The 20,107-nt window shown below is 75.4% G+C and carries 18 protein-coding genes; 8 read left to right on the top strand and 10 right to left on the bottom strand.

Features of this window, described 5'->3' with window-relative positions:
- Nucleotides 1–18 precede the first annotated feature (18 nt).
- The 4 genes from KW076_RS12140 to KW076_RS12155 form a co-directional block, all read right to left on the bottom strand.
- A complete protein-coding gene (locus KW076_RS12140; RefSeq protein WP_224355549.1) occupies nucleotides 19–399 on the bottom strand; it encodes a hypothetical protein in 381 nt (126 codons plus the stop codon).
- A complete protein-coding gene (locus tag KW076_RS12145) occupies nucleotides 396–863 on the bottom strand; it encodes a hypothetical protein (protein ID WP_224355550.1) in 468 nt (155 codons plus the stop codon). Before KW076_RS12145 ends, KW076_RS12140 begins: the two co-directional genes overlap by 4 nt.
- A 119-nt stretch (nucleotides 864–982) precedes the next feature.
- Nucleotides 983–2,674: a bifunctional phosphoribosylaminoimidazolecarboxamide formyltransferase/IMP cyclohydrolase gene (purH, locus tag KW076_RS12150; RefSeq protein WP_224355551.1), complete on the bottom strand. Its 1,692-nt coding sequence runs from the start codon at nucleotides 2,672–2,674 to the stop codon at nucleotides 983–985.
- A gap of 107 nt (nucleotides 2,675–2,781) precedes the next feature.
- The gene (locus KW076_RS12155; RefSeq protein ID WP_224355552.1) at nucleotides 2,782–4,293 is read right to left on the bottom strand and encodes a dihydrolipoyl dehydrogenase family protein; all 1,512 of its coding nucleotides are present in this window, start codon (nucleotides 4,291–4,293) and stop codon (nucleotides 2,782–2,784) included.
- 146 nt (nucleotides 4,294–4,439) lie between these two features.
- Here KW076_RS12155 and KW076_RS12160 point away from each other — a divergent pair, with 146 nt between their 5' ends.
- Nucleotides 4,440–5,810 (top strand): MFS transporter, encoded by a 1,371-nt coding sequence (locus tag KW076_RS12160; protein ID WP_224355553.1) that lies wholly within the window; start codon nucleotides 4,440–4,442, stop codon nucleotides 5,808–5,810.
- 33 nt (nucleotides 5,811–5,843) lie between these two features.
- Nucleotides 5,844–6,179, top strand: coding sequence for a TM2 domain-containing protein (locus KW076_RS12165; RefSeq protein WP_224355554.1), 336 nt, complete (start codon nucleotides 5,844–5,846; stop codon nucleotides 6,177–6,179).
- 82 nt (nucleotides 6,180–6,261) lie between these two features.
- Here the strand turns inward: KW076_RS12165 and purN are convergent, their stop codons facing one another.
- Complete coding sequence (purN, locus tag KW076_RS12170) at nucleotides 6,262–6,843, bottom strand: phosphoribosylglycinamide formyltransferase (RefSeq protein WP_224355555.1); 582 nt, start codon at nucleotides 6,841–6,843, stop codon at nucleotides 6,262–6,264.
- Between the two features lie 39 nt (nucleotides 6,844–6,882).
- On the opposite strand from purN, the gene KW076_RS12175 reads away from it, so the two are divergent.
- On the top strand, nucleotides 6,883–7,323 hold the full coding sequence (locus tag KW076_RS12175) for a hypothetical protein (protein WP_224355556.1): 441 nt from the start codon (nucleotides 6,883–6,885) through the stop codon (nucleotides 7,321–7,323).
- A 20-nt stretch (nucleotides 7,324–7,343) separates the two neighbouring features.
- Here KW076_RS12175 and KW076_RS12180 read toward each other — a convergent pair whose 3' ends face one another.
- On the bottom strand, nucleotides 7,344–8,918 hold the full coding sequence (locus KW076_RS12180; RefSeq protein ID WP_224355557.1) for a cell division protein PerM: 1,575 nt from the start codon (nucleotides 8,916–8,918) through the stop codon (nucleotides 7,344–7,346).
- Between the two features lie 158 nt (nucleotides 8,919–9,076).
- Here KW076_RS12180 and KW076_RS12185 point away from each other — a divergent pair, with 158 nt between their 5' ends.
- From KW076_RS12185 to gdhA, 3 genes are all read left to right on the top strand, one after another.
- Nucleotides 9,077–10,303 carry a glycosyltransferase family 4 protein gene (locus KW076_RS12185; RefSeq protein WP_224355558.1) on the top strand — a complete coding sequence of 409 codons (1,227 nt, stop codon included), beginning with the start codon at nucleotides 9,077–9,079 and terminating at the stop codon, nucleotides 10,301–10,303.
- 47 nt (nucleotides 10,304–10,350) lie between these two features.
- Nucleotides 10,351–11,397, top strand: a complete 1,047-nt coding sequence (locus tag KW076_RS12190) for an aldo/keto reductase (protein ID WP_224355559.1) — start codon at nucleotides 10,351–10,353, stop codon at nucleotides 11,395–11,397.
- A gap of 189 nt (nucleotides 11,398–11,586) precedes the next feature.
- Nucleotides 11,587–12,927: an NADP-specific glutamate dehydrogenase gene (gene gdhA, locus KW076_RS12195; protein WP_224355560.1), complete on the top strand. Its 1,341-nt coding sequence runs from the start codon at nucleotides 11,587–11,589 to the stop codon at nucleotides 12,925–12,927.
- 90 nt (nucleotides 12,928–13,017) lie between these two features.
- Here the strand turns inward: gdhA and KW076_RS12200 are convergent, their stop codons facing one another.
- The 3 genes from KW076_RS12200 to KW076_RS12210 are packed head-to-tail and all read right to left on the bottom strand — an operon-like array spanning nucleotide 13,018 to nucleotide 16,745.
- The gene (locus tag KW076_RS12200; protein WP_224355561.1) at nucleotides 13,018–13,497 is read right to left on the bottom strand and encodes an acyl-CoA thioesterase; all 480 of its coding nucleotides are present in this window, start codon (nucleotides 13,495–13,497) and stop codon (nucleotides 13,018–13,020) included.
- Nucleotides 13,498–13,530: 33 nt separating this feature from the next.
- Nucleotides 13,531–14,790, bottom strand: a complete 1,260-nt coding sequence (locus KW076_RS12205; protein WP_224355562.1) for an App1 family protein phosphatidate phosphatase — start codon at nucleotides 14,788–14,790, stop codon at nucleotides 13,531–13,533.
- A gap of 26 nt (nucleotides 14,791–14,816) precedes the next feature.
- Complete coding sequence (locus KW076_RS12210) at nucleotides 14,817–16,745, bottom strand: acyltransferase family protein (protein ID WP_224355563.1); 1,929 nt, start codon at nucleotides 16,743–16,745, stop codon at nucleotides 14,817–14,819.
- A 123-nt stretch (nucleotides 16,746–16,868) separates the two neighbouring features.
- Here KW076_RS12210 and KW076_RS12215 point away from each other — a divergent pair, with 123 nt between their 5' ends.
- Both KW076_RS12215 and KW076_RS12220 read left to right on the top strand, forming a co-directional pair.
- The gene (locus tag KW076_RS12215) at nucleotides 16,869–17,768 is read left to right on the top strand and encodes an inositol monophosphatase family protein (protein WP_224355564.1); all 900 of its coding nucleotides are present in this window, start codon (nucleotides 16,869–16,871) and stop codon (nucleotides 17,766–17,768) included.
- A gap of 44 nt (nucleotides 17,769–17,812) precedes the next feature.
- Nucleotides 17,813–18,319: a pyridoxamine 5'-phosphate oxidase family protein gene (locus KW076_RS12220; protein WP_224355565.1), complete on the top strand. Its 507-nt coding sequence runs from the start codon at nucleotides 17,813–17,815 to the stop codon at nucleotides 18,317–18,319.
- Between the two features lie 32 nt (nucleotides 18,320–18,351).
- Here KW076_RS12220 and KW076_RS12225 read toward each other — a convergent pair whose 3' ends face one another.
- Nucleotides 18,352–20,088, bottom strand: a complete 1,737-nt coding sequence (locus tag KW076_RS12225) for an FAD-binding dehydrogenase (protein WP_224355566.1) — start codon at nucleotides 20,086–20,088, stop codon at nucleotides 18,352–18,354.
- Between the last annotated feature and the right edge of the window lie 19 nt (nucleotides 20,089–20,107).

The following is a 20,107-nucleotide window of genomic DNA, read 5'->3' on the forward strand; positions in this document are numbered from 1 at the left end:
GTCAACCGCCCCCGGCGGTCACACCGCCCCGAGCGCGGCGAACGTCCCGCCGGAGGAGAGCTGAGAGAGCTGCCGGAGCATCTCCGCCATCATCACGCCGAAGAAGAGGAAATACCCCAGCAGGAAGAGAAGGGAGAGCGCCGCCAGGCCGATCCCGATCCAGGCGAGCACGCGCGCGACGCCGACGTCCGGTCCGATCGCACGGGCCCGGTTGGCCTGGTTGAGGGCCAGCGGGCCGAACACCAGACCGAGCATGCCGGTGGTGACGGCGAGGATCCCGAACACGATGGCCTGGTCGTGCGCGCGCTGCCAGTCGGGTCCGGGCCACGGGGCGGGGGCGAGTCCGGGGCCGCCGGAGGCGGGCCACGGCGCGGGCGGGCCGGGGGCGGGCTGGGTCATCGGGGGCCTCCTCCGGGGGTGGCCGGATACCAGTCGGGGTCGTGGGCCGGTGCCTGCCCGGGCTCGGCGGCGTCCGGTGAGTGCGGTGCGGGCGGGCCCGTGGCGGCGCCCCGGGCGTAGGCGGCGCCGAGGCGCTCGGCGTGGGCCTCCTGCTCCCGCAGGCGCTCGGCGGCGCGGGCCGGGGTCGTGAACGCGTTCCACGCGCCGATGCCCATGAACACCGCGAAGGCGATCCCCATGAAGCCGAAGAACGTGCCGAAGGAGCTCAGCGCGGAGGCCACGGCGGCGGCGAGCAGCAGGCCGCCGACCACGCCCGGGACCGCCCAGGGGCGTCCCTGCACTCGGCGGCGTCCCGCCGTCCCGAGCACCACGGACGCCAACACGCCCAGGATCATGCAGCCCAGCAGTCCCAGCCAGCCGGAGCCGACCATCAGGTCCTGCATCATCGAGTCCCCGCCGAACACGGTGCCCTCCCCTCGTCCCGGGCGACGTCCACGCCGCTCTCGCCGTCATCCTGGCACCACGACGCCCCGCCGCCAAGGGGCGACGGGGCGTCCGCGGACCGGGGCCGGGTCGAGGGGGCTCAGCCGTGGAAGAAGTGGCGTGCGCCGGTGAGGTACATGGTGATGCCGGCGGCGTTCGCGGCGTCCACGACCTCCTGGTCCCGGACGGAGCCGCCGGGCTGGACCACGGCCTTCACGCCGGCGTCGACGAGGATCTGCAGGCCGTCCGCGAACGGGAAGAACGCGTCCGAGGCGGCCACGGCCCCGCGGGCGCGCTCCGGGGCGCCCTCGCCGGAGACGTTCTCCGCGCCGCCGGCGGAGCTGACGTCCTGGCCGCCGGTCTGCGCGGCGCCCAGGGTGTTGGCGCGCTCCACGGCGAGACGGCAGGAGTCGAGGCGGTTGACCTGGCCCATGCCGACGCCCACGGTGGCGCCGTCGTGCGCCAGCAGCACCGCGTTGGACTTGGCGGCGCGCACGGCCCGCCACGCGAAGGCGAGGTCGGCGAGGGTGGCCTCGTCCGCGGCCTCCCCGGCGGCGAGGGTCCAGGTCCGGGGGTCGTCCCCGTCGGCGTCCACGGCGTCCGCGATCTGCATGAGCATGCCGCCGGAGACCTGCTTGGCCTCCACGGCGTCGCGGGCGAAGCCCTCGGGCAGGGCCAGCAGGCGCAGGTTCTTCTTGGCGGTGAGGACCTCGAGGGCGTCCTCGTCGAAGGACGGGGCCACCACGACCTCGGTGAAGATCGGCGCGACCTGCTCCGCCATGGCCCGGGTGACCGGGCGGTTGGCGGCGATCACGCCGCCGAACGCGGACACCGGGTCGCAGGCGTGGGCCTTGGCGTGGGCGACGGCGACGTCCTCGCCCTCCCCCGCGACCGCCACGCCGCACGGGTTGGCGTGCTTGACGATCGCGACGGCGGGGACGGCGTGGTCGAAGGCGGCGCGCACGGCGGCGTCGGCGTCCACGTAGTTGTTGTAGGACATCGCCTTGCCGTGCAGGAGCTCCGCCTGGGCGATGCCCGGGGCGGCCTCGTGGTCCACGTAGAGGGCGGCGGGCTGGTGCGGGTTCTCGCCGTAGCGCAGGGTCGCGGCCCGTTCCAGGGAGAAGCCCGCGTAGGGCGGGAACACGGGCGCGTCCTCGTCCTCGGCGTCCTCGCCGAAGTGCGCGGCGGTCCACGCGGCCACGGCGTTGTCGTAGGCCGCGGTGTGGGCGAACGCCAGGGAGGCCAGGCGGCGGCGGGTGCGGAGGTCGAAGCCGCCGGCCTGCGCGGCGGCGACGACGTCCACGTAGCGTGCCGGGTCCACGACGACGGCCACGGAGGCGTGGTTCTTGGCGGCGGCACGCACCATGGAGGGGCCGCCGATGTCGATCTGCTCGACGACGGCGTCCTCGTCCGCGCCCGAGCGGACCGTCTCCACGAACGGGTACAGGTTCACGACGACGAGGTCGAAGGGCTCGACGTCGAGGTCGGCCAGCTGCGCCACGTGGTCCTCGCGGCGGCGGTCGGCCAGGATGCCGGCGTGGACGCGGGGATGGAGGGTCTTCACGCGGCCGTCCAGGCACTCCTGGAAGCCGGTGACCTCGGAGACCTCGGTGACCGGCACGCCCGCGGCGGCGATGCGCTGGGCGGTGGAGCCCGTGGAGACCAGCTGCACGCCGGCGGCGTGCAGGCCGGTGGCCAGCTCCTCCAGCCCGGTCTTGTCGTACACGGAGATGAGGGCCCGCTTCAGGGGCACCTCGTCCAGGACGGTGGTGACGGACGGGGCAGAGGACACGGGGACTCCATTCGTGCGGGTCGAGCGCGGCCCGGCCGGGGCTCGTCCCGGCGGCGCCGCAGGTCGGGTCCAGTCTAGGCAGTGGCTCGGACGGCCTCCGCTCCGCGTCAGCCGCGGCCGAGGGCCTCCTCCACGAGCCGCAGCCACACCTCCGAGGCCGTCGGGTAGGCCGCCACCGCGTGCCGGAGCCGGTCCAGCGGGACCTCGCCCACGATCGCCACCGTGGCCGCGTGCAGCAGCTCCGCCACCTCGAACCCCACGAACGTCGCGCCCACCACGCGGTCCCCGCGCAGCACCAGCACGGCCCGGCCCGCGGCGTCGTCGCGCAGCAGGGCGGCGCCGGCGGCGGACGTCAGCGGGACGTCGACGACGCGCAGCTCCCCCTCCCCGCCCTCCTCGCGGGCCTGGGCCTCCGTGACCCCCACGCGCGCCACCTGCGGCGAGGTGAAGACCACCTGCGGCACCGCTTCGGGGACGCCCTCCCCGGCCTCTTCGCCGGACGGGGCGGGGCGCCCCGTGGCGAGCGCGGCGATCCGCTCCCCCAGCAGGCGGGCCCGGTGCTTGCCCCAGTGGGTCAGGGCGGGCCCGCCGGTGACGTCCCCGACGGCGTACAGCCAGGGCGCAGCCCCGTCCGAGGCGGGCACGACGGCGGTCCCGGACTCGTCCTGCAGGTCCTCGGCGGACAGGCCGAGCGCCTCCAGGCCGAGCCCGTCGAGGGCCGGGCGGCGGCCGGCGGCCACGAGCAGCTCGTCGACCTCGAGCGTCTCCCCCGAGCCTGCCAGGGTGAGGCGCACGGGCCCGCCGTGCGGGACGCCCACGTCAGACTCGGCGTGCACGTCTGCCCGCTCGGCGCGCTCCACGGAGGTCCCGAAGCGCACCCGCACCCCGGCGTCCACGAGCCCCTCGAGGACCAGGCGCGAGGCCACCGGCTCCTGCCCGGAGAGCAGGCGGTCGCCGCGCACCAGCAGCTGCACGTCCGAGCCGAGGGCGGCCATCCACGTGGCGGCCTCGACAGCCACCACGCCGCCGCCCACGATCGCCAGCCGCCCCGGGACCTCGCGCACGCCGGTCGCGTCCCGGGAGGTCCACGGGCTCACGCCCCGCAGCTCCCCCGGCACCACGGCCGTGCTGCCCGTGGCGACCACCACCGCGTGCCGGGCCCGGAGGACGCGCGCGGGGGCGCCGTCGTCGCCGAGGACCTCCACCCGGCGGGGTCCGGCGAGCCGCCCGTGCCCGCGGACCACGCGCAGCCCGGCGTCCTCGGCCCACTCGACCTGGCCGGCGTCGTCCAGGTGGGAGCGCCACTCGTCCCGGCGGGCGAGCAGGCCCGGCAGATCGATGTCGGGGTCCGTCAGCCCGCCCAGGTGGGCTGCGGCGCCGGCGACCTCGAGGGGGCGCAGCAACGCCTTCGAGGGCATGCACGCCCAGTACGAGCACTCCCCGCCCAGCAGGTCCGCCTCCACGAGGGCGACCTCCAGGCCGCCGGCCGTGTGGGCGTACTGGGCCGCGTTCTCGCCCACGGGTCCGGCGCCGATCACGACGACGTCGACCGCCTCCTCGTCGGGGGCGCCCGGGGTGGCGTCGTCGGGTCCGGTCGTGGGGGCGAGATCCTCGGTCATGCGCCCATGGTGCTCCCTCCGCCGGGAGGGGCGGAAGCCGCCGCGGGCCGTCATCCGACGGTCACGGGGCCGGGATCGTGGCCGGGATCACCCATACTGGATCGGACCGGCGTCGGACCGGTCCTCGACTCAGACGGGAGACCACCGTGCCCCCCACCGGCAGTCACGCCGCATCCGCCGCCCCCACCGGGGAGCAGGTCGTCCAGGAGCTCCCCTGGCGCTGGCCCGTCCAGGGCCGGATCTTCCTGATCGGCGGCCTCGGCTTCATGTTCGACGCCTGGGACGTCACCCTCAACGGCGTGATGATCCCCCTGCTGACCGAGGAGTGGGGGCTGTCCAAGGCCGACGCCGCCTGGATCGGCACCGCGAACCTGATCGGCATGGCCGTCGGCGCGTTCCTCTGGGGCACCGTCGCGGACCAGATCGGGCGCAAGGCCGCGTTCACGTGGACGCTCCTGATCTTCTCCGTCTTCACGCTCGCCGGCGCGCTCACGGACTCGCTGCTGTGGTTCGCCGTGTTCCGCTTCATGGCCGGCATCGGCCTCGGCGGCACCGTCCCCGTGGACTACGCCCTGGTCGGCGAGTTCACGCCCCGGCGCCTGCGCGGGCACGTCCTCACCGCCATGGACGGCTGGTGGCCGATCGGCGCGGCGCTGTGCGGCGTCGTCTCGGCGTGGCTCGTCGGGACCTGGAGCGACTGGCGTCTGCCGCTGCTGGCCATGGTGCTGCCCGCCCTGCTGGTCTTCCTGGTCCGCCTGGGCATCCCCGAGTCCCCGCTGTACCTGATGAGCCGCGGGCGCGAGCGCGAGGCCCGCGCCGTGATCGACCGCATGGTGGAACGGACGGGTGCCGAGCCCCGCCCCTACGTCATGCCCGCCGCCGACTCCCGCGCCCACGGCGGCCTGCTCGCCCAGCTGGCGGCCGTGTGGCGGTTCTCCCCGCGGATCACGGCGACGGCCTGGCTGCTGTTCGTGGCCGTCATGCTGATCTACTACATCGCCCTGCAGTGGCTTCCCACGTTCCTCATCGAGGCCGGGTTCGCGCAGTCGCGGGCGTTCATCACGACCTCCGGTATGGCCGCCGCGGGCCTCGTGGGGGTGGCCGTGTCCGCGGTCCTCGTCGAGGCCACGGGCCGACGCCGCCTGCTGGCGGTGAGCGGCGTCGTCGCCTCGGGGCTGCTCGTGTGGCTGGCCTCCGTGCTCGGCGTGCCGGGGGCGGCGCTGCCGCTCGTGCTCGCCTACGGGTTCGTCATCCAGATCGCCGTGCCGGTGCTCTACACCTATGTCTCCGAGCTGTACCCGACGACGCTGCGCGCCTCCGGCTTCGGCTGGGCCTCCGCGGCCTCGCGCGTGGGGGCGGGGCTGGGGCCCCTGTTCTTCGTGGGCACGCTGGTGCCCGCGCTCGGCCTGCCGGGGGCGTTCGGCGTGACCGCGGGGCTCGTTGTGGTGGCCGTGCTCGTCATGTTCGCGTGGGCCCCGGAGACCCGCGGCCGCGCCCTGGAGGTCGCCGAGGACTGAGGGCCCGGACGGCCCGCCCCGTAGGCTGGAGCCATGACCGCGCCCTACCGCCCGCAGCCGCAGCACCAGCCCCAGACCGTCGTCGTCCAGCAGTCCCGCAACACGCTGATCGCGTACCTGCTGTGGTTCTTCCTGGGGAACCTCGGGGTGCACCGCATGTACACCAAGCGCTGGGTGTCGGGGGTCGTCCAGCTGCTGCTGGCGTGGGGCGGCGCCGCGACCGCCTGGCTCCTCATCGGCTGGATCCCGCTGGCGATCTGGGCCGTCTGGTGGATCGTGGACCTGTTCCTGGTCCCGGGCATGGTCCGCGACGCCAACGCCCGCGAGGCCGTCGACTCCTGGCGCACCGTGGGGGTCCGGCGGTTCTGAGCGCGCCCTCCGACGACGGCGCCCGCCCCTGCGAGGGGGCGGGCGCCGTTCGTGCGTCCGGGTCCGGTCCCATGAGGACCGGTCAGGCCTGCCGGGGGGAGCGTCCGGCGGCGAGCTCGCCGAGCACGCGCAGCAGCAGGACCCGCTCCTGGACCTTGATGCGCTCGTGCAGGACCTCCTCCGTGTCCGTGTCGAGGACCGGGACGGCGGCCTGCGCCAGGATGGGGCCGGTGTCGACGCCCGCATCCACGAGGTGCACGGTGCAGCCGGTGACCTTCACCCCGTAGGCCAGGGCGTCGCGGACGCCGTGCGCCCCCGGGAAGGACGGCAGCAGCGCCGGGTGCGTGTTGACGATCCGCCCCGGGAACGCCTCGAGCAGGGGCGCCCCGAGGATCCGCATGAAGCCGGAGCACACCACCCAGTCCGGCTCGTACGCCGCCACGGCCTCCGCCAGGGCGACGTTCCACGCCGCCCGGTCCGGGTGGTCGGCCGGGGCCACGGTGAAGGTGGGGATGCCCGCGGCCTCGGCGCGGGCCAGGCCCTGCACGCCCGGCACGTCCGAGCCGACGGCCGCGACCTCCAGGGGCAGCGCCCCGGAGGCGACGGCGTCGAGGACGGCCTGAAGGTTGGTGCCGGAGCCGGAGACGAGGGCGAGGATGCGCATGGCCACATCGTAGGGCGAGCCCCGTCGTAGGGTGTGGGGGTGTCCGCCCTCCCTCCCGTCCCGCCGTCCGCCCCGGACCGCCGCCCCGCCGACGCCGCCGCCCGCGCCCGGGTGGGCCGACTGCTGGTCGCGCAGTCGGCCGCGCTGCTGGCCATGCTCGGGGCGTTCACCCTGGTCCTGCCGTTCAAGGTGCTGACCCTGGCGGCCGCGCTCGCGGCCCTGGTGCTGGGGGTGCTGGTGTTCACGGCCTCCCGCCGGACCGCGCAGTCGCTCGTGCCGCGCGCCGCGGCCGGCGCGGGGATGGCCCTGGCCCTCATGGGCCTGACCGTGGGCGTCTTCCCGCTGCTCCTGTGGAACGAGACCGCCGGCTTCGAGCGGTGCACCGCCTCGGCCGTGACGGTGCGCGCCCAGCAGACGTGCGCGGACGACTTCACCGCGACGGTGGAGCGGCGCACGGGCGTCGCCCAGCTGGGCGGCTGACCCGCCCCACGCCGAGAGCCTCAGTCCCGCGCACGGCGCGGTGCCGGACGCGGGACACGCGGCACACGCGGAGCCCCGGCCCGCCGCGGGGCCGGACGCGCGGCGGCGGGAGGCTCCTCGGACGGGGTCTCCTGAGCGGGGGTCTCCCGGCCCGGGATCTCCTCCCGCGCCGCGGCGGGCGCCGCGACCTCGGGCTCGTCGGCCTCCGCGTCCGCGACGCCGCGCGGCAGGCGCCGGGGCGGGAGACGGCGGGCACGGCCGGTCACGGCCCGGGGGGCGGAGCCGGGCAGCGGCAGGGAGATGCGGCGTCGCCCACGGACGGGACGGTCGACCACGGCCAGCGCCACGAGGTAGCCGAGGGCGCAGCCCAGGGCCATCCACCCCGCCACGGCCAGCGCCACCAGGGGCGCGTTCGAGCCGATCTCCCGCATCGAGCCCACGCCCAGCGTGCCGTTCGTCAGCGCCAGCGGCACGAGCACGGCGACCCCGGAGACGAGCCCGAGCAGCAGGGCGAGGGCCAGCGTGGACAGCGTGAGGGAGGCCCAGCGGGCGGTGATCCGCGAGTCGATCCAGTCGTCCAGGTGGTTCTCGCCCTCCCGCAGCAGCCACCAGCCGGCCACGGCCCCGGCGAGCACCGGCACCAGCAGGAACGCCGGATGCCACGGCGCCCACGGGGCGGGCAGCGCCTCCAGCAGTGGCAGGGCGGGCACGGGGGCCGGCGTCGTCCCGAACACGGAGTAGTGGCCGTCCGCGCCGACCGCGAATCCGGGCCCGGCCGTCCACGCGACGGCCCACGCGGTGAACGTGGGCAGCCAGCCGATCTCCAGCAGGGCCAGCATCAGGCCGCCCACGGGCCCGGCGCCCACCATCTGCTGGACCTCGATGATCCGCGGCCAGCGCACGAGCACCGCGACGGTCACCAGCAGCGCGTGCAGCCCCGCGAGCGCGGCCAGGCCCACGCCGGCCCCGCGCAGCACGGACCACGCGTAGGTCCCGGCCCAGCGCTCGTACTGCGAACGACGGGCGATGCGCTCGGTGAGGTCCAGGCCGATGAGGTGCGCCCAGGTGCCCGCCTCGCGCCGCGCCCCGGCCACGGCGGAGGTCGTGAACAGCAGGCACGGCAGGAGGACGGAGGGCAGGGGGTGCACGGTGATCCGGCCCTCCCCCGGCAGGAGCGCGCAGGCCAGCGCCACGACGGCGTAGGCGGCCACCGCGCCGGCCAGCGCCTGCCACGCCTGCTCCCGGTACGACGCGCGGGCCAGCCTCCGCCCGGCCCGCCAGGAGAGCCAGACGGGCAGGGCGGTGAGGGCCCACGGGACCAGCCAGACCGTGCCGGTGACGGTGGGGGTGTCCGCCTGCGCGACGACGGTGGTCACGGCGAGGGGCACGGCGTGCAGGCCGAGCCACAGGGCACCCCCGGTCTGGAGGACGTCCTCGATGCGCGTGGAGGAGAACCCGCCCGTGATCCACACCGCCAGGGTGGGGACGAGGACCAGCGCCAGGCTGGTGAGCGCCGTGACGAGCGCCTCGACCACGCCTTGGAGCCACAGGGGCAGGGGCACGGGACGCAGCAGGCTGGGGACGCGGGGACTCACCGGCCCATCATCCCATCCGCCCCGGACGTCGTGCCGCCGCCCGACCCGGGGGCGACGTCCCGCCCCGCCCGCCGGCGTCATCGGATGTTCACCCGCCTGCCACCGCGGGGACCCCCTGACGCCCCCTCGGCCCCCACCCCGCGTCCTACCGTGGCCCCATGCGCGTCGCCGTGATCGCCGAGTCCTTCCTGCCCCACATGAACGGGGTGACCAACTCCATCCTCCAGGTGCTGAAGCACCTGCGCTCCCGCGGGGACGAGGCCGTGGTCATCGCCCCGGCCGCCTCCTGGTCCGCCGGGTGGACGCAGCGGGCCGGGGCCGGGCAGGCGCCCTCCGAGGTCGAGGGCTTCCCCGTGATCACCCTGCCGTCCATGCCGCTCTCCGGGTACGCCTCGGTGCGCGTGGCGGCGGGCACCGTCCTGCGCCTGCGCTCCCTCCTGGCGGACTTCGCCCCGGACGTCGTGCACATCGCCTCCCCGTTCGTGCTCGGCTGGCGGGCCGTGCAGGCCGCCGAGGAGCTGGGCATCCCGTCCGTGGCCGTGTACCAGACGGAGGTGCCCCGCTACGCCGCCAAGTACGGCGCGCCGTGGCTGGAGGACGTGCTGTGGAACCACGTCACCCGCCTGCACAACACCGCCACGCTGACGCTCGCGCCGTCGTCGTTCACCCTGCGCCAGCTGCACCATGTGGGCGTGCGCCGCGTGCACCTCTGGGGCCGCGGCGTGGACTCCACCCGTTTCCACCCGGCCAAGCGGGACGAGGCCCTCCGCGCTGAGCTGGCCCCGAACGGCGAGCGCCTCATCGGCTTCGTGGGCCGCCTGGCCCACGAGAAGCAGGTCGCGGACCTGCGCGTCCTGGCGGACCTGCCCGACACCCGGCTCGTCATCATCGGCTCGGGCCCCCTGCGGGACCAGCTCGAGCGCCGGCTGCCGGGGGCGCACTTCGCGGGCTTCCAGGGCGGCGAGGACCTCGCCCGGCACGTGGCCAGCCTCGACCTGTTCGTGCATCCGGGCGAGTCCGACACCTTCGGGCAGACCCTGCAGGAGGCCATGGCCTCGGGCGTGCCCGTCGTCGCCGTGGGCCGGGGCGGCCCCCTGGACATCGTGGACTCCTCCCGCACCGGCTGGATCTACCAGCCCGGGGACCTGGGCGAGCTGCGTGCCCGCGTCGCGGACCTCGCCTACGACGACGCCAAGCGGGCCGCCTTCGCCGAGGCGGCGTGGGCGTCCATGCAGGGCCGCACCTGGCCCGTGCTGTGCGAGCAGCTCGTGGGCTACTACGAGAAGGCCATCCACGTGCAGCGGCGCCGCCGCGGCGAGCTGTCCCGCCGGCTGCTCGGCGCGCCCGGCGCCGTGGCCTCCCGCGCGTATCGCGTCTTCGGCTGAGCCCCACGCCCGGACGGCGCCCCCGTGCGCCTCGTAGGGTGACGAGCATGGACACCGCCGCGAACCCCGCCCTCACCACCGACCTGCGCTCGCCGCGCCGCGTCGCCGGGAAGGACGTGCGCCCGGTCGGCCTCGGGTGCATGAACCTCGTGCACGGCTACTCGGGCTTCCTCTCGGAGCGCGAGGCGGTCGACCTCGTCGTGGGCGTCCTGGCGGACGGCACGGACCACCTGGACACGGCCACCCTCTACGGCGGCGGGCTCAGCGAGGAGTACGTGGGCAAGGCCCTGACCCGCGTGGGCGCCGACGTCCGCGACCGAGTGCTGCTGGCCTCCAAGTGCGGCCTGTCGCGCGACGCGGACCGCCCGATCGACGGTCGGCCGGAGACCCTGCGCGCGCAGGTGGATGCCTCCCTGCGGCGCCTCGGCCAGGACCGCATCGACCTCTATTACCTGCACCGCCTCGACCCCCGGGTGCCGGTCGAGGAGTCCGTCGGCGCGCTCGCGGAGGCCGTGGCCGCCGGCAAGATCGGGGCGATCGGCCTCTCAGAGGTCTCGGGCGCCACGCTCGACCGCGCGGCGACCGAGCACCCCGTCGCGGCCGTCCAGAACGAGTACTCGCTGGCCACCCGCAACCCCGAGTGGGGCCTGCTGGAGGCCTGCCGCCGCCACGGCGCCGCCCTGGTCGCGTTCTCCCCCGTGTGCCGCGGCCTGCTGACGGACGCCCCGCCCGTCGTCGCCGACCTGCCCGACGGCGACATGCGCCATGCCATGCCCCGCTTCCAGGGCCCGGCCTGGGAGGCGAACCTGCGGCTGCGGGAGGAGTTCGCCTCCGAGGCGGCCCGGCTCGGCGTGCCCGCCGCCTCCCTCGCGGTGGCGTGGGTGCTCGCCCAGGGCGCGGACGTCGTCGCGATCCCGGGGACCACGGACCCGGCCCACTGGCGGGAGGACCGCGGGGCAGAGGAGGTGTCCCTCACGCTCGAGGACCTCGCCCGGCTGGACGCGCTCGTCAATCACGCCACCGTCCAGGGCCGGCGCTACAGCGACGCCCAGCAGGCCAGCGTGGACACGGAGGACGCGCCGCAGCAGGGCTGACGTCCCCTGACGGGAACCCCGGGCGTCTCACGAGGCGGTCGTCCTCGTGGCCTGTGTCTCATTCACTTCATGGACCAGGTCACATGCCAGGATGAGCGCAGGCACCGCGGCCTCCCTCCTGCGCCGCGGACCCGTCGGCGAGGCGGGACCGAGAGGGCCGTGCGAGACGACGTCCACGAGGAGGACACCATGCATCAGGTTCTGCAGACGCTGCGCGACGAGGTCTTCGCCCGCAATCCGGGCGAGGCCGAGTTCCACCAGGCGGTGTCCGAGGTCTTCGAGGCACTGGATCCCGTGGTCGAGCGTCACCCCCACTACGTCGACGCCGGCGTGCTCCACCGCCTGTGCGAGCCCGAGCGCCAGATCATCTTCCGCGTGCCGTGGATCGACGACGCCGGCGTGGTCCAGGTCAACCGCGGCTTCCGCGTGGAGTTCAACTCCGCCCTCGGCCCGTACAAGGGCGGCCTACGGTTCCACCCCTCCGTGTACCTGGGGATCATCAAGTTCCTGGGCTTCGAGCAGATCTTCAAGAACTCCCTGACCGGCATGCCGATCGGCGGCGGCAAGGGCGGCTCCGACTTCGACCCGGCCGGCAAGTCGGACCGCGAGATCATGCGCTTCTGCCAGTCGTTCATGACGGAGCTGCACCGCCACATCGGCGAGCACACGGACGTCCCCGCCGGCGACATCGGCGTGGGCGGCCGCGAGATCGGCTACATGTTCGGCCAGTACAAGCGCCTGACCAACCGCTTCGAGTCCGGCGTGCTCACCGGCAAGGGCCTGACCTGGGGCGGCTCGCTCGTCCGCACCGAGGCCACCGGCTACGGCGCCGTGATGTTCGCCGACTCCATGCTCCGCACCCGCGGCGAGTCCATGGACGGCCAGAAGGTCCTGATCTCCGGCTCCGGCAACGTGGCGATCTACGCCGCGGAGAAGGCCGCCCAGCTGGGCGCCACCGTGCTGACCGCCTCCGACTCGGCCGGCTACATCGTGGACCCGGACGGCGTGGACGTCGAGCTGCTCAAGCAGATCAAGGAGGTCGAGCGCGCCCGCATCTCCGAGTACGCCGAGCGCAAGGGCGGCAAGGTCCGCTACGTGGCCGGAGGCTCCGTGTGGGACGTCGAGGGCACCGTCGCGCTGCCGTGCGCCACGCAGAACGAGCTCGACGAGTCCGCCGCGAAGACCCTGCTGCAGAACGGCGTGAAGGCTGTGGCCGAGGGCGCGAACATGCCCTCGACCGAGGCCGCGACCCACCTGTTCCTCGACGCCGGCACCCTGTTCGGCCCGGGCAAGGCCGCCAACGCCGGCGGCGTGGCGACCTCCGCACTGGAGATGCAGCAGAACGCCTCGCGCGACTCGTGGGACTTCGACTACACCCACGACCGCCTCGAGAGGATCATGCGCGACATCCACGACCGCTGCGTGGAGACCGCCGAGGAGTACGGCACGCCGGGCAACTACGTGGCCGGCGCGAACATCGCGGGCTTCATCAAGGTGGCCGACGCGATGATCGCCCAGGGCGTCGTCTGAGCCGACGGTACTGACACGGGGGCGCTCCCTCCGCCGCTCCAGCGGCCGAGGGAGCGCCCCCGTGACGTCCCAGCCCTGCGGCGTTCCGGCTCAGCCGGCCAGGGCCGCCCGCTGCTCGGCGGTCAGCCGCACGGGGCGGCCCGAGGCGCCGTCCACGAACACCATCACGGAGCGGGCCGTGACGCAGAGGGTGCCGTCCACGCCGTCGTAGAGCTCGTAGGCGACCTCCACGGACACCGCCTTCACGGCCGCCACCCCCACGCGCACGCGCAGCGGCACGGGCCGGTACGGCATCTGCGCCCGGTACTTCACGGTGTGCTCGGACACGAACGTCCGCACGCCCTCCGGCACGCCCTCGAGCAGGTCGACGGGCGGGGCCCCTCCTCCGCCGGCGCCGGTGTTCGCGGGCACGCCGAACACGGCGACGCGGGCCTCCTCCAGCAGCTGCACCACGGCGATGTTGTTGATGTGCCCGTAGGCGTCCATGTCCGCCCAGCGCAGCGGCACCGACACCTCCACCCAGCGCCCGGCGCCGTCTCGGGCGGCGGACGACGTCGTCGTCTCCGTCATGCGCGCTCCCTCCGTCCTTCCGGCGCGGCCGGCTCAGTCCTGCGCGGAGACGTCGACGTCCCGGGCCTCGTCCTGGTCGGCGCGGCCGCCGTGGACCCCGTGCTCGTCGCCGTCGCGGCCGGCCGCGGAGGCCTCGTCCTCGCCGAGGATGTCCTCGAGCCAGCCCTCCGGGTGCACATCCACGAAGTCCACGGGCAGGATGCCGAGGTCCTCGAGCTGGTTGGAGAGGGCGGCGCCGTCGGGCCCGTAGCACCACGGGATGCCGGGCGTGGAGTGGCGCGTGGCCTCCGCACGGCCCCCCGCGAGCAGCGCCTCGGACGGGGTGAGCTGGCGGATGACGATCGCCTTGACCTTGTCCGGGTGCTTGGTGGCGAAGTCGGCGTAGATCTCGGGGTCGTGCTGGCCGTCGTCGCCCACGAGGATCCACTGCAGGTCCGGGAACTGCTGCGCCAGGCGCTCGAGCTGGGTGACCTTGTGCTCCTGGCCGGAGCGGAACCAGCGGTCCTTCGTGGGGCCCCAGCTGGTGAGCAGCAGAGCGCCCAGCGGGTACAGGTTGCGGCCCAGGAAGCGGGTCAGGGTCTGCGCCACGTTCCACGCGCCGGTGGAGAGGTAGAGGACCGGCGCCATCGGCTCGGCGGCGGCGATGCGGCGCAGGAGCACGGCCATGCCGGGGGTGGGCGTGCGGGCGTGCTCGTCGATCACGAACGAGTTCCACGCGGCCAGCAGCGGGCGCGGCAGAGAGGTCACCACGACGGTGTCGTCGATGTCGGAGACCAAGCCGACCTTCGCGTCCGGGGAGGCGATGTAGAGGTCCGTGGTGACCTCCTCCTCGTCGCCCACGCGCAGGACGGCGGTGCGCCAGCCCGGCTCGAGCTCCACGTCCAGGACGACGTCGACCACGCCCATCCGATCCGCGCGCACCGTGGTGACGAGGTCGCCCACCTCCACCTCGACCTCGGCGTAGGCCATGGGCGGGGCGACGAAGTTGCGCCAGCCGTGCACGCCGTCGGCGACGACCTTGGACAGACGGCGGCCGTTGAGGAAGTCCTCGTCCTTGGCCAGGACCACCCGGGAGAGCACGCGCACCCATGAGGTGGTGCCGTAGCCGGTGAACGCCATGACCGTCGGCACGAAGCCGCGGCGCAGGGCCCGGGAGCGGTGCCAGCGGTTCCACTGCTCCTGCAGGTGCGTGGCGACGTTCTCCGCGGGGGTCGGACCGCCCGCGGCGGCCAGGCGCTGGCGGCGGGCAGGGTCGTTCTGGGCGGCGATGGAGGCGGACTCGGATGCGGGCATGGGACCAGTATTCCGCACGGGCCCGGTCACTCGCCGAGGACGACCTTCTCGGCGCTGGCGGGGCGCCCGGCCGGGAAGGCGGCGGTCAGCGCGGCGGCCATGCTGCGGGCCTTGGCCACGGCGCCGGCCTCGGTGTTGTGGTTCGCGTCGTCGGAGAGGTACCAGTCCGGGTGCGAGCGGGACTCCCGGGCCCAGTCGTGCACCCGGAGGTCGGGGTGGCGGGCGGTGGCGTCCACGAGCGCGCGGGTGAACCGCTCGGCCCCGGCGGGCTCGTAGTAGGGGCGGCTGCTCCACGGCATGATCGCCGGTCCCACCCAGAGCACGGGGCGGCCGTCGGCGGCGTCGACCACGGCGTCGATGCGGGCGGCGGCCTGGTCCCAGGCGTCGTCCTTGGTCATCGTGGCGGCGTCGTTGAGGCCCACGTTCACGACGACGCAGCCCCCGGCGTCGAGGCGGCTGACGCCGGCGGCGACGGCCTCGGGGGCGTTGAGGTCCGCGGACCCGTCGATGTGCTCGCGGGTGGAGCGACCGCCGGCGATGTCCTCGACGACCGTCTCGACGCCCACGGCCTCGTAGCGGCCGGTGATCCGCTGGGCCGGGTCGGCGATCCTGGTGCGGTCGGTGTTGCCCGAGGCCAGGGAGGTGGAGTCCCCCACGTGGAGCACGGACGTGCAGGAGGTGCGCCCGTCCAGGGCGGGGTGTGCCACCGCGTCGCCCGCGGGGGCCGCCGGCTCCTGCGCCGCGATCTCCTGCGCGGAGGTCTGCGGCAGGGCGGCGGTGAGGACGAGCGCACCGGACGCGAGGACCGCCACCGCGCCCACCCCGAGGACGCCACGCGCCCGGGCGAGGGCGGCGACCAGGCCGTGCCGCCGGATCGGGTCCTCGACGAGCCGCCAGGACAGGGCGGCCAGCACGAGGGTGAGGGCCACGATCAGCAGGCCCCGCAGGACTGGCTGCCCGAAGAGCACGCGGTCCGGCAGGAACGCGACCACGGGCATGTGCCACAGGTAGATGCCGTAGCTGCGGGCGCCGATCCACTGCAGCGGAGGGATGCCGAGGACGCGCGCGACCCACGAGCCGGGGTGGACGAGCGGGAGCAGGGCGGCGCAGGTGGCCACGGTGAGCGCGGCGAGGCCCCAGGTGTAGAGGGCGGCGTCCTCCTGACCCGTGGTCGCGGAGAGGGCCAGGACCCCGGCCAGGCCGAGCACGCCCACGAGGTCCACGACGACGCGGCTCGCCCGTCCGGTCAGCCGGGCGACCCGGTCCGGCCGCCAGAGGAAGGCCAGGACGGCGCCCCAGAGCAGGCCGCCGGCGCGGGTGTCGGTGCCCTCGTATGCGCGGGTGGAGTCGCCGGCGGGGTCCGCGAACACCGCCAGCAGCACGAACGAGACGGCGCCCAGGACGAGGGTCGCCGCCGCGAGGACGCGCCGCCGCGCGTCGGGGCCCAGCCGCCGGGTGAGGGCCAGCAGGCCCAGCAGCACCAGCGGCCAGACGAGGTAGAACTGCTCCTCCACCGCCAGGGACCACAGGTGGTCGAGCGGGCCGGCGCCCTCGGCCTGGTCGAAGTAGCTGCGGCCGCTGAGGATCGTGTGCCAGTTGGCCACGTAGAGGAGGGCGGCCACGGACTGGCCAAGCCGCGCGCCGAGCAGGTCCGGGGAGACGAGCGCGGTGGCCGCGAGCACGGCGATCAGCACCAGGACCACGGCCGGCAGGAGACGGCGGAAGCGGCGGATCCAGAAGTTCTTCAGGTCCAGGTCCCCGTGACGCTCGTGCCGGCGCAGCAGCAGGGAGGTGATGAGGTAGCCGGAGAGCGTGAAGAACACGCCGACGCCCAGGAGGCCGCCGTCCGTGCCCGGGACGCCGAGATGATAGGCCACCACCAGGCCCACGGCCAGGGCGCGCAGCCCGTCCAGCCCGGGGAAGTAGGAGGCCTTGGTGTCGACGGGGCGGGGCACGGGCGATCTCCGTTCGCAGGGCGCCGGGCGTCCACGGGCGCGAGGGGTGAGGGGACCGCTCGAGTCTAACGGGGGCGGCACAGGTCCAACGGCGACGGGACGGAGGCGTCGTAGCCTGGCCCCATGGTCTCCTCCGATTCCGGCCCCCGCTCCGCGGCCGGCTCGCCCCTCGCCCCCTCCCCGGCGCGGCTGCGCGCGATCGGCCTGGAGGCGGCCCGCGCGGTGGCCCCGGCGCTGGCCGCCGCGTTCCGCACCCCCGACGCCGCGGCCGCCACCAAGCGGAACCACCACGACCTCGTCACGGCGCACGACCGCGCCACCGAGGAGGCCCTGGTCGCCACGCTCACCGCGGCCGTGCCGGGCAGCGCCGTGCTCGGCGAGGAGACGGGGGTGACGGCGCCGCCCGCCGACGCGGGCGTCCCGCGGGTGCGCTGGATCGTCGACCCGATCGACGGCACCTCGAACTTCTCGCACGGCTTCGACCTGTTCTCCGTGTCGATCGCGGCGGAGGTGGACGGCGAGGTGGTGGCCGGCGTCGTGCTGGCCCCGGCGGCGGGCCTGGAGTTCTCCGCGGACGACGCCGGCGCCTGGCTGGGCGAGGCGCCACTGCCCCTGCGCGCCGCACCGGACGGGGGCGAACGGGCGCTGAACATCGTGACGTCCTACCCGGCCGCCGAGGCCCTGGCGCGGGAGGGCGAGGCCGCGCTGCGCCGGTTCGCGCAGCTCGTGGACGCCCACGCCACGGTCCGCCGCACCGTGTCCGGGGCGCTCGAGCTCGCCTTCGTGGCGGCCGGCTGGGCGGACGTGACCCTGGCCGTGGACACGCACCCCTGGGACGTGGCCGCCGGCCAGCTGCTGGTCGCCCGTGCCGGCGGCACCCTCGTCGCCGCCGACGACGCCGGCCCCGCCCCCGCCCTGGTGCCCCACCTGGCCCCGCACCTGCTGGCCGTGGGCCCGGGCCGCAGGGCCCCCACCGCCCGGGCCGTGCTGGCAGGCCTGGTGGCGGACCGCGCCGCGGAGTGAGAATGAGCGGACCAACCGTCCGACGACGAACCGGGAGGCCCCCGATGACCGAGCACACCACCCCCTCCATGCAGCGCCCGGACCCCGCGGTCGGCCCCGGTTCGATGTTCCCCCATCCGGAGGGCGAGCCCGTCCTGAAGCTCACGGACGAGCAGATCTGGAAGCTGATGCGCGGCGTCCGCCACGCCCGCCTGGGCCTGGCCGTGGGCGGCGAGCCGGACATCGTGCCGGTCAACGTCCGCGCCGTCGACGGCGTCGTGTGGTTCCGCACCGCCCCCGGCTCCAAGCTGGCCGAGCTCACCGTCAACCCCCGCGTGGTGGTGCAGGCGGACGGCATCCTCTCCGACCAGGCCTGGTCCGTGCTGCTGCACGGCACCGCCCGCCGCGCGGACACGGCCGAGGAGATCGCCGAGGCCGAGTCCATGGGCATCCGGCCGTGGGTCCCCACCATCAAGGACTTCTACGTGAAGGTCGAGGTGGACTCCGCCACCGGCCGCCACTTCCTCCTGGGGGAGCAGCCGGAGCGCGACGGCGCCGAGCCGACCGACTGAGTCTCACCACCTCCCTTGGCGGGCCCGCTGCGTCAGGCGACGTCCTCCGCGAGCGCCCGCCCGGCGGTCCGGCCGCTGAACAGGCAGCCGCCCAGGAACGTTCCCTCCAGGGCGCGGAAGCCGTGCATGCCGCCCCCGCCGAAGCCGGCGGCCTCACCGGCGGCGTAGAGGCCCGGGACGGGCCCGCCGAGCTCGTCGAGCACGCGCCCGCGCAGGTCGGTGTGCAGCCCGCCCAGGGTCTTGCGCGTCAGGGTGCGCAGGCGCACGGCGATCAGCGGCCCGGCCGCGGGGTCGGTGAGCCGGTGCGGGGCGGCGGTGCGGATCAGCCGGTCCCCCAGGTACTGGCGGGCGCGGCGCACCGCGTCCAGCTGGGGGTCCACGCCGGCGCGCGCCGCCCCGTCCTCGTGCTCGGCCACCGCCTGCCGCACGGCGTGCAGCTCGACGCGCGGGCCGCCCCCGCCGGTGCGGTCCTGCAGCTCGTTCATCTGGTCGACGAGCTCCTCCACGGTGGCGGCCTGGACGAAGTCCTCGCCGTGGTCCAGGAAGGCGCGCACGGGGGCGGGCACCCCCTGCGTGGCGCGGCCCAGCACGTGTCCGAGGGACCGCCCGGTGAGGTCCGGGTTCTGCTCGGAGCCGGAGAGGGCGAACTCCCTGCCGATGATCCGCTCGTTGAGCACGAACCACGTGTGGTCCGCCCCCTCGGCGCGGCGTGCCCCGCCGGGGCGACAGATCTCACCGAGGGCGCCGAGGGTGTCGAAGCCGGGCCAGCGCGGGTGCGGCAGGCGTCGCCCGGCGGCGTCCAGCCACAGGGAGCTCGGCCCGGGGAGGATGCGGATGCCGTGCCCGGGCCACACCGGGTCCCAGTTCGCGACCCCCTCGGTGTAGTGCCACATGCGGTCGGGGTGCAGCATGTGCGCCCCGACCGCCCGCGCGGCCGCGACGCCGGAGCCGTCCACGTAGGCGGGGACCCCGGAGAGCATGCGCTCCGGCGGGGTGCCGAGCCGGTCGGGCCAGGCCGCGCGCACGGCGTCGTGGTCGGCCCCGATGCCGCCGGAGGCGATCAGCACCGCCTGCGCCCGCACCTCGAACGCCCCCGTGACGGTGCGGCTCGAGGAGGTGCCGCGGGCGCCGTCGTCGTCCGCCAGCCGGTCCCCGCGCACGCCGCACACGGCCCCGTTCTGCGTGACGAGCTCCGTGACACGGTGCCGGGGCAGGTAGGTGAGCCGTCCGTCGAAGGCAGCCTGCTCGACCACCGCCGCGAACGGCTCCACGATGCCCGGCCCCGTGCCCCACGTGATGTGGAAGCGCGGGACCGAGTTGCCGCCGACGCCCGGCGCGGGGACCTTCCGCTCCGCCCAGCCCACCACCGGGAACAGCCGATGTCCGCGCTCACGCAGCCAGGCCCGCTTCTCCCCCGCCGCGAAGTGCACGTAGGCCTCGGCCCAGGCGCGCGGCAGGGCGTCGTCCCCGCCGGTGAACCCCGCGGTCTCCCGCCAGTCCGACCAGGCCAGGTCCACGGAGTCGCGCACGCGCAGACGGCGCTGCTCAGGCGAGTCCACGAGGAACAGCCCGCCGAAGCTCCACCACGCCTGCCCTCCCAGGTCGGCGGCGCGCTCCTGGTCCACGAGCACCACGGAGCGGCCCGCCTCGAGCAGCTCGCACGCGGCCACCAGGCCGGCAAGGCCGTGGCCCAGCACGACGACGTCGGCCCGGTGCACGCCTGCGTGGCCGGAGGAGGGGCGGGCTGTGTCGGGGATCACAGAGCTCATGGCGCCACTGTACGGACTC

Source organism: Micrococcus porci, assembly GCF_020097155.1.
Taxonomy (GTDB): Bacteria; Actinomycetota; Actinomycetes; order Actinomycetales; family Micrococcaceae; genus Micrococcus; species Micrococcus porci.

Bases quoted from the DNA above. Each gene is read 5' to 3' on its own strand.
- KW076_RS12140 (WP_224355549.1), bottom strand. From the start codon at position 399: ATGACCCAGCCCGCCCCCGGCCCGCCCGCGCCGTGGCCCGCCTCCGGC.
- KW076_RS12155 (WP_224355552.1), bottom strand. From the start codon at position 4,293: ATGACCGAGGATCTCGCCCCCACGACCGGACCCGACGACGCCACCCCG.
- KW076_RS12165 (WP_224355554.1), top strand. From the start codon at position 5,844: ATGACCGCGCCCTACCGCCCGCAGCCGCAGCACCAGCCCCAGACCGTC.
- purN (WP_224355555.1), bottom strand. From the start codon at position 6,843: ATGCGCATCCTCGCCCTCGTCTCCGGCTCCGGCACCAACCTTCAGGCC.
- KW076_RS12185 (WP_224355558.1), top strand. From the start codon at position 9,077: ATGCGCGTCGCCGTGATCGCCGAGTCCTTCCTGCCCCACATGAACGGG.
- KW076_RS12190 (WP_224355559.1), top strand. From the start codon at position 10,351: ATGGACACCGCCGCGAACCCCGCCCTCACCACCGACCTGCGCTCGCCG.
- gdhA (WP_224355560.1), top strand. From the start codon at position 11,587: ATGCATCAGGTTCTGCAGACGCTGCGCGACGAGGTCTTCGCCCGCAAT.
- KW076_RS12200 (WP_224355561.1), bottom strand. From the start codon at position 13,497: ATGACGGAGACGACGACGTCGTCCGCCGCCCGAGACGGCGCCGGGCGC.
- KW076_RS12205 (WP_224355562.1), bottom strand. From the start codon at position 14,790: ATGCCCGCATCCGAGTCCGCCTCCATCGCCGCCCAGAACGACCCTGCC.
- KW076_RS12215 (WP_224355564.1), top strand. From the start codon at position 16,869: ATGGTCTCCTCCGATTCCGGCCCCCGCTCCGCGGCCGGCTCGCCCCTC.
- KW076_RS12220 (WP_224355565.1), top strand. From the start codon at position 17,813: ATGACCGAGCACACCACCCCCTCCATGCAGCGCCCGGACCCCGCGGTC.
- KW076_RS12225 (WP_224355566.1), bottom strand. From the start codon at position 20,088: ATGAGCTCTGTGATCCCCGACACAGCCCGCCCCTCCTCCGGCCACGCA.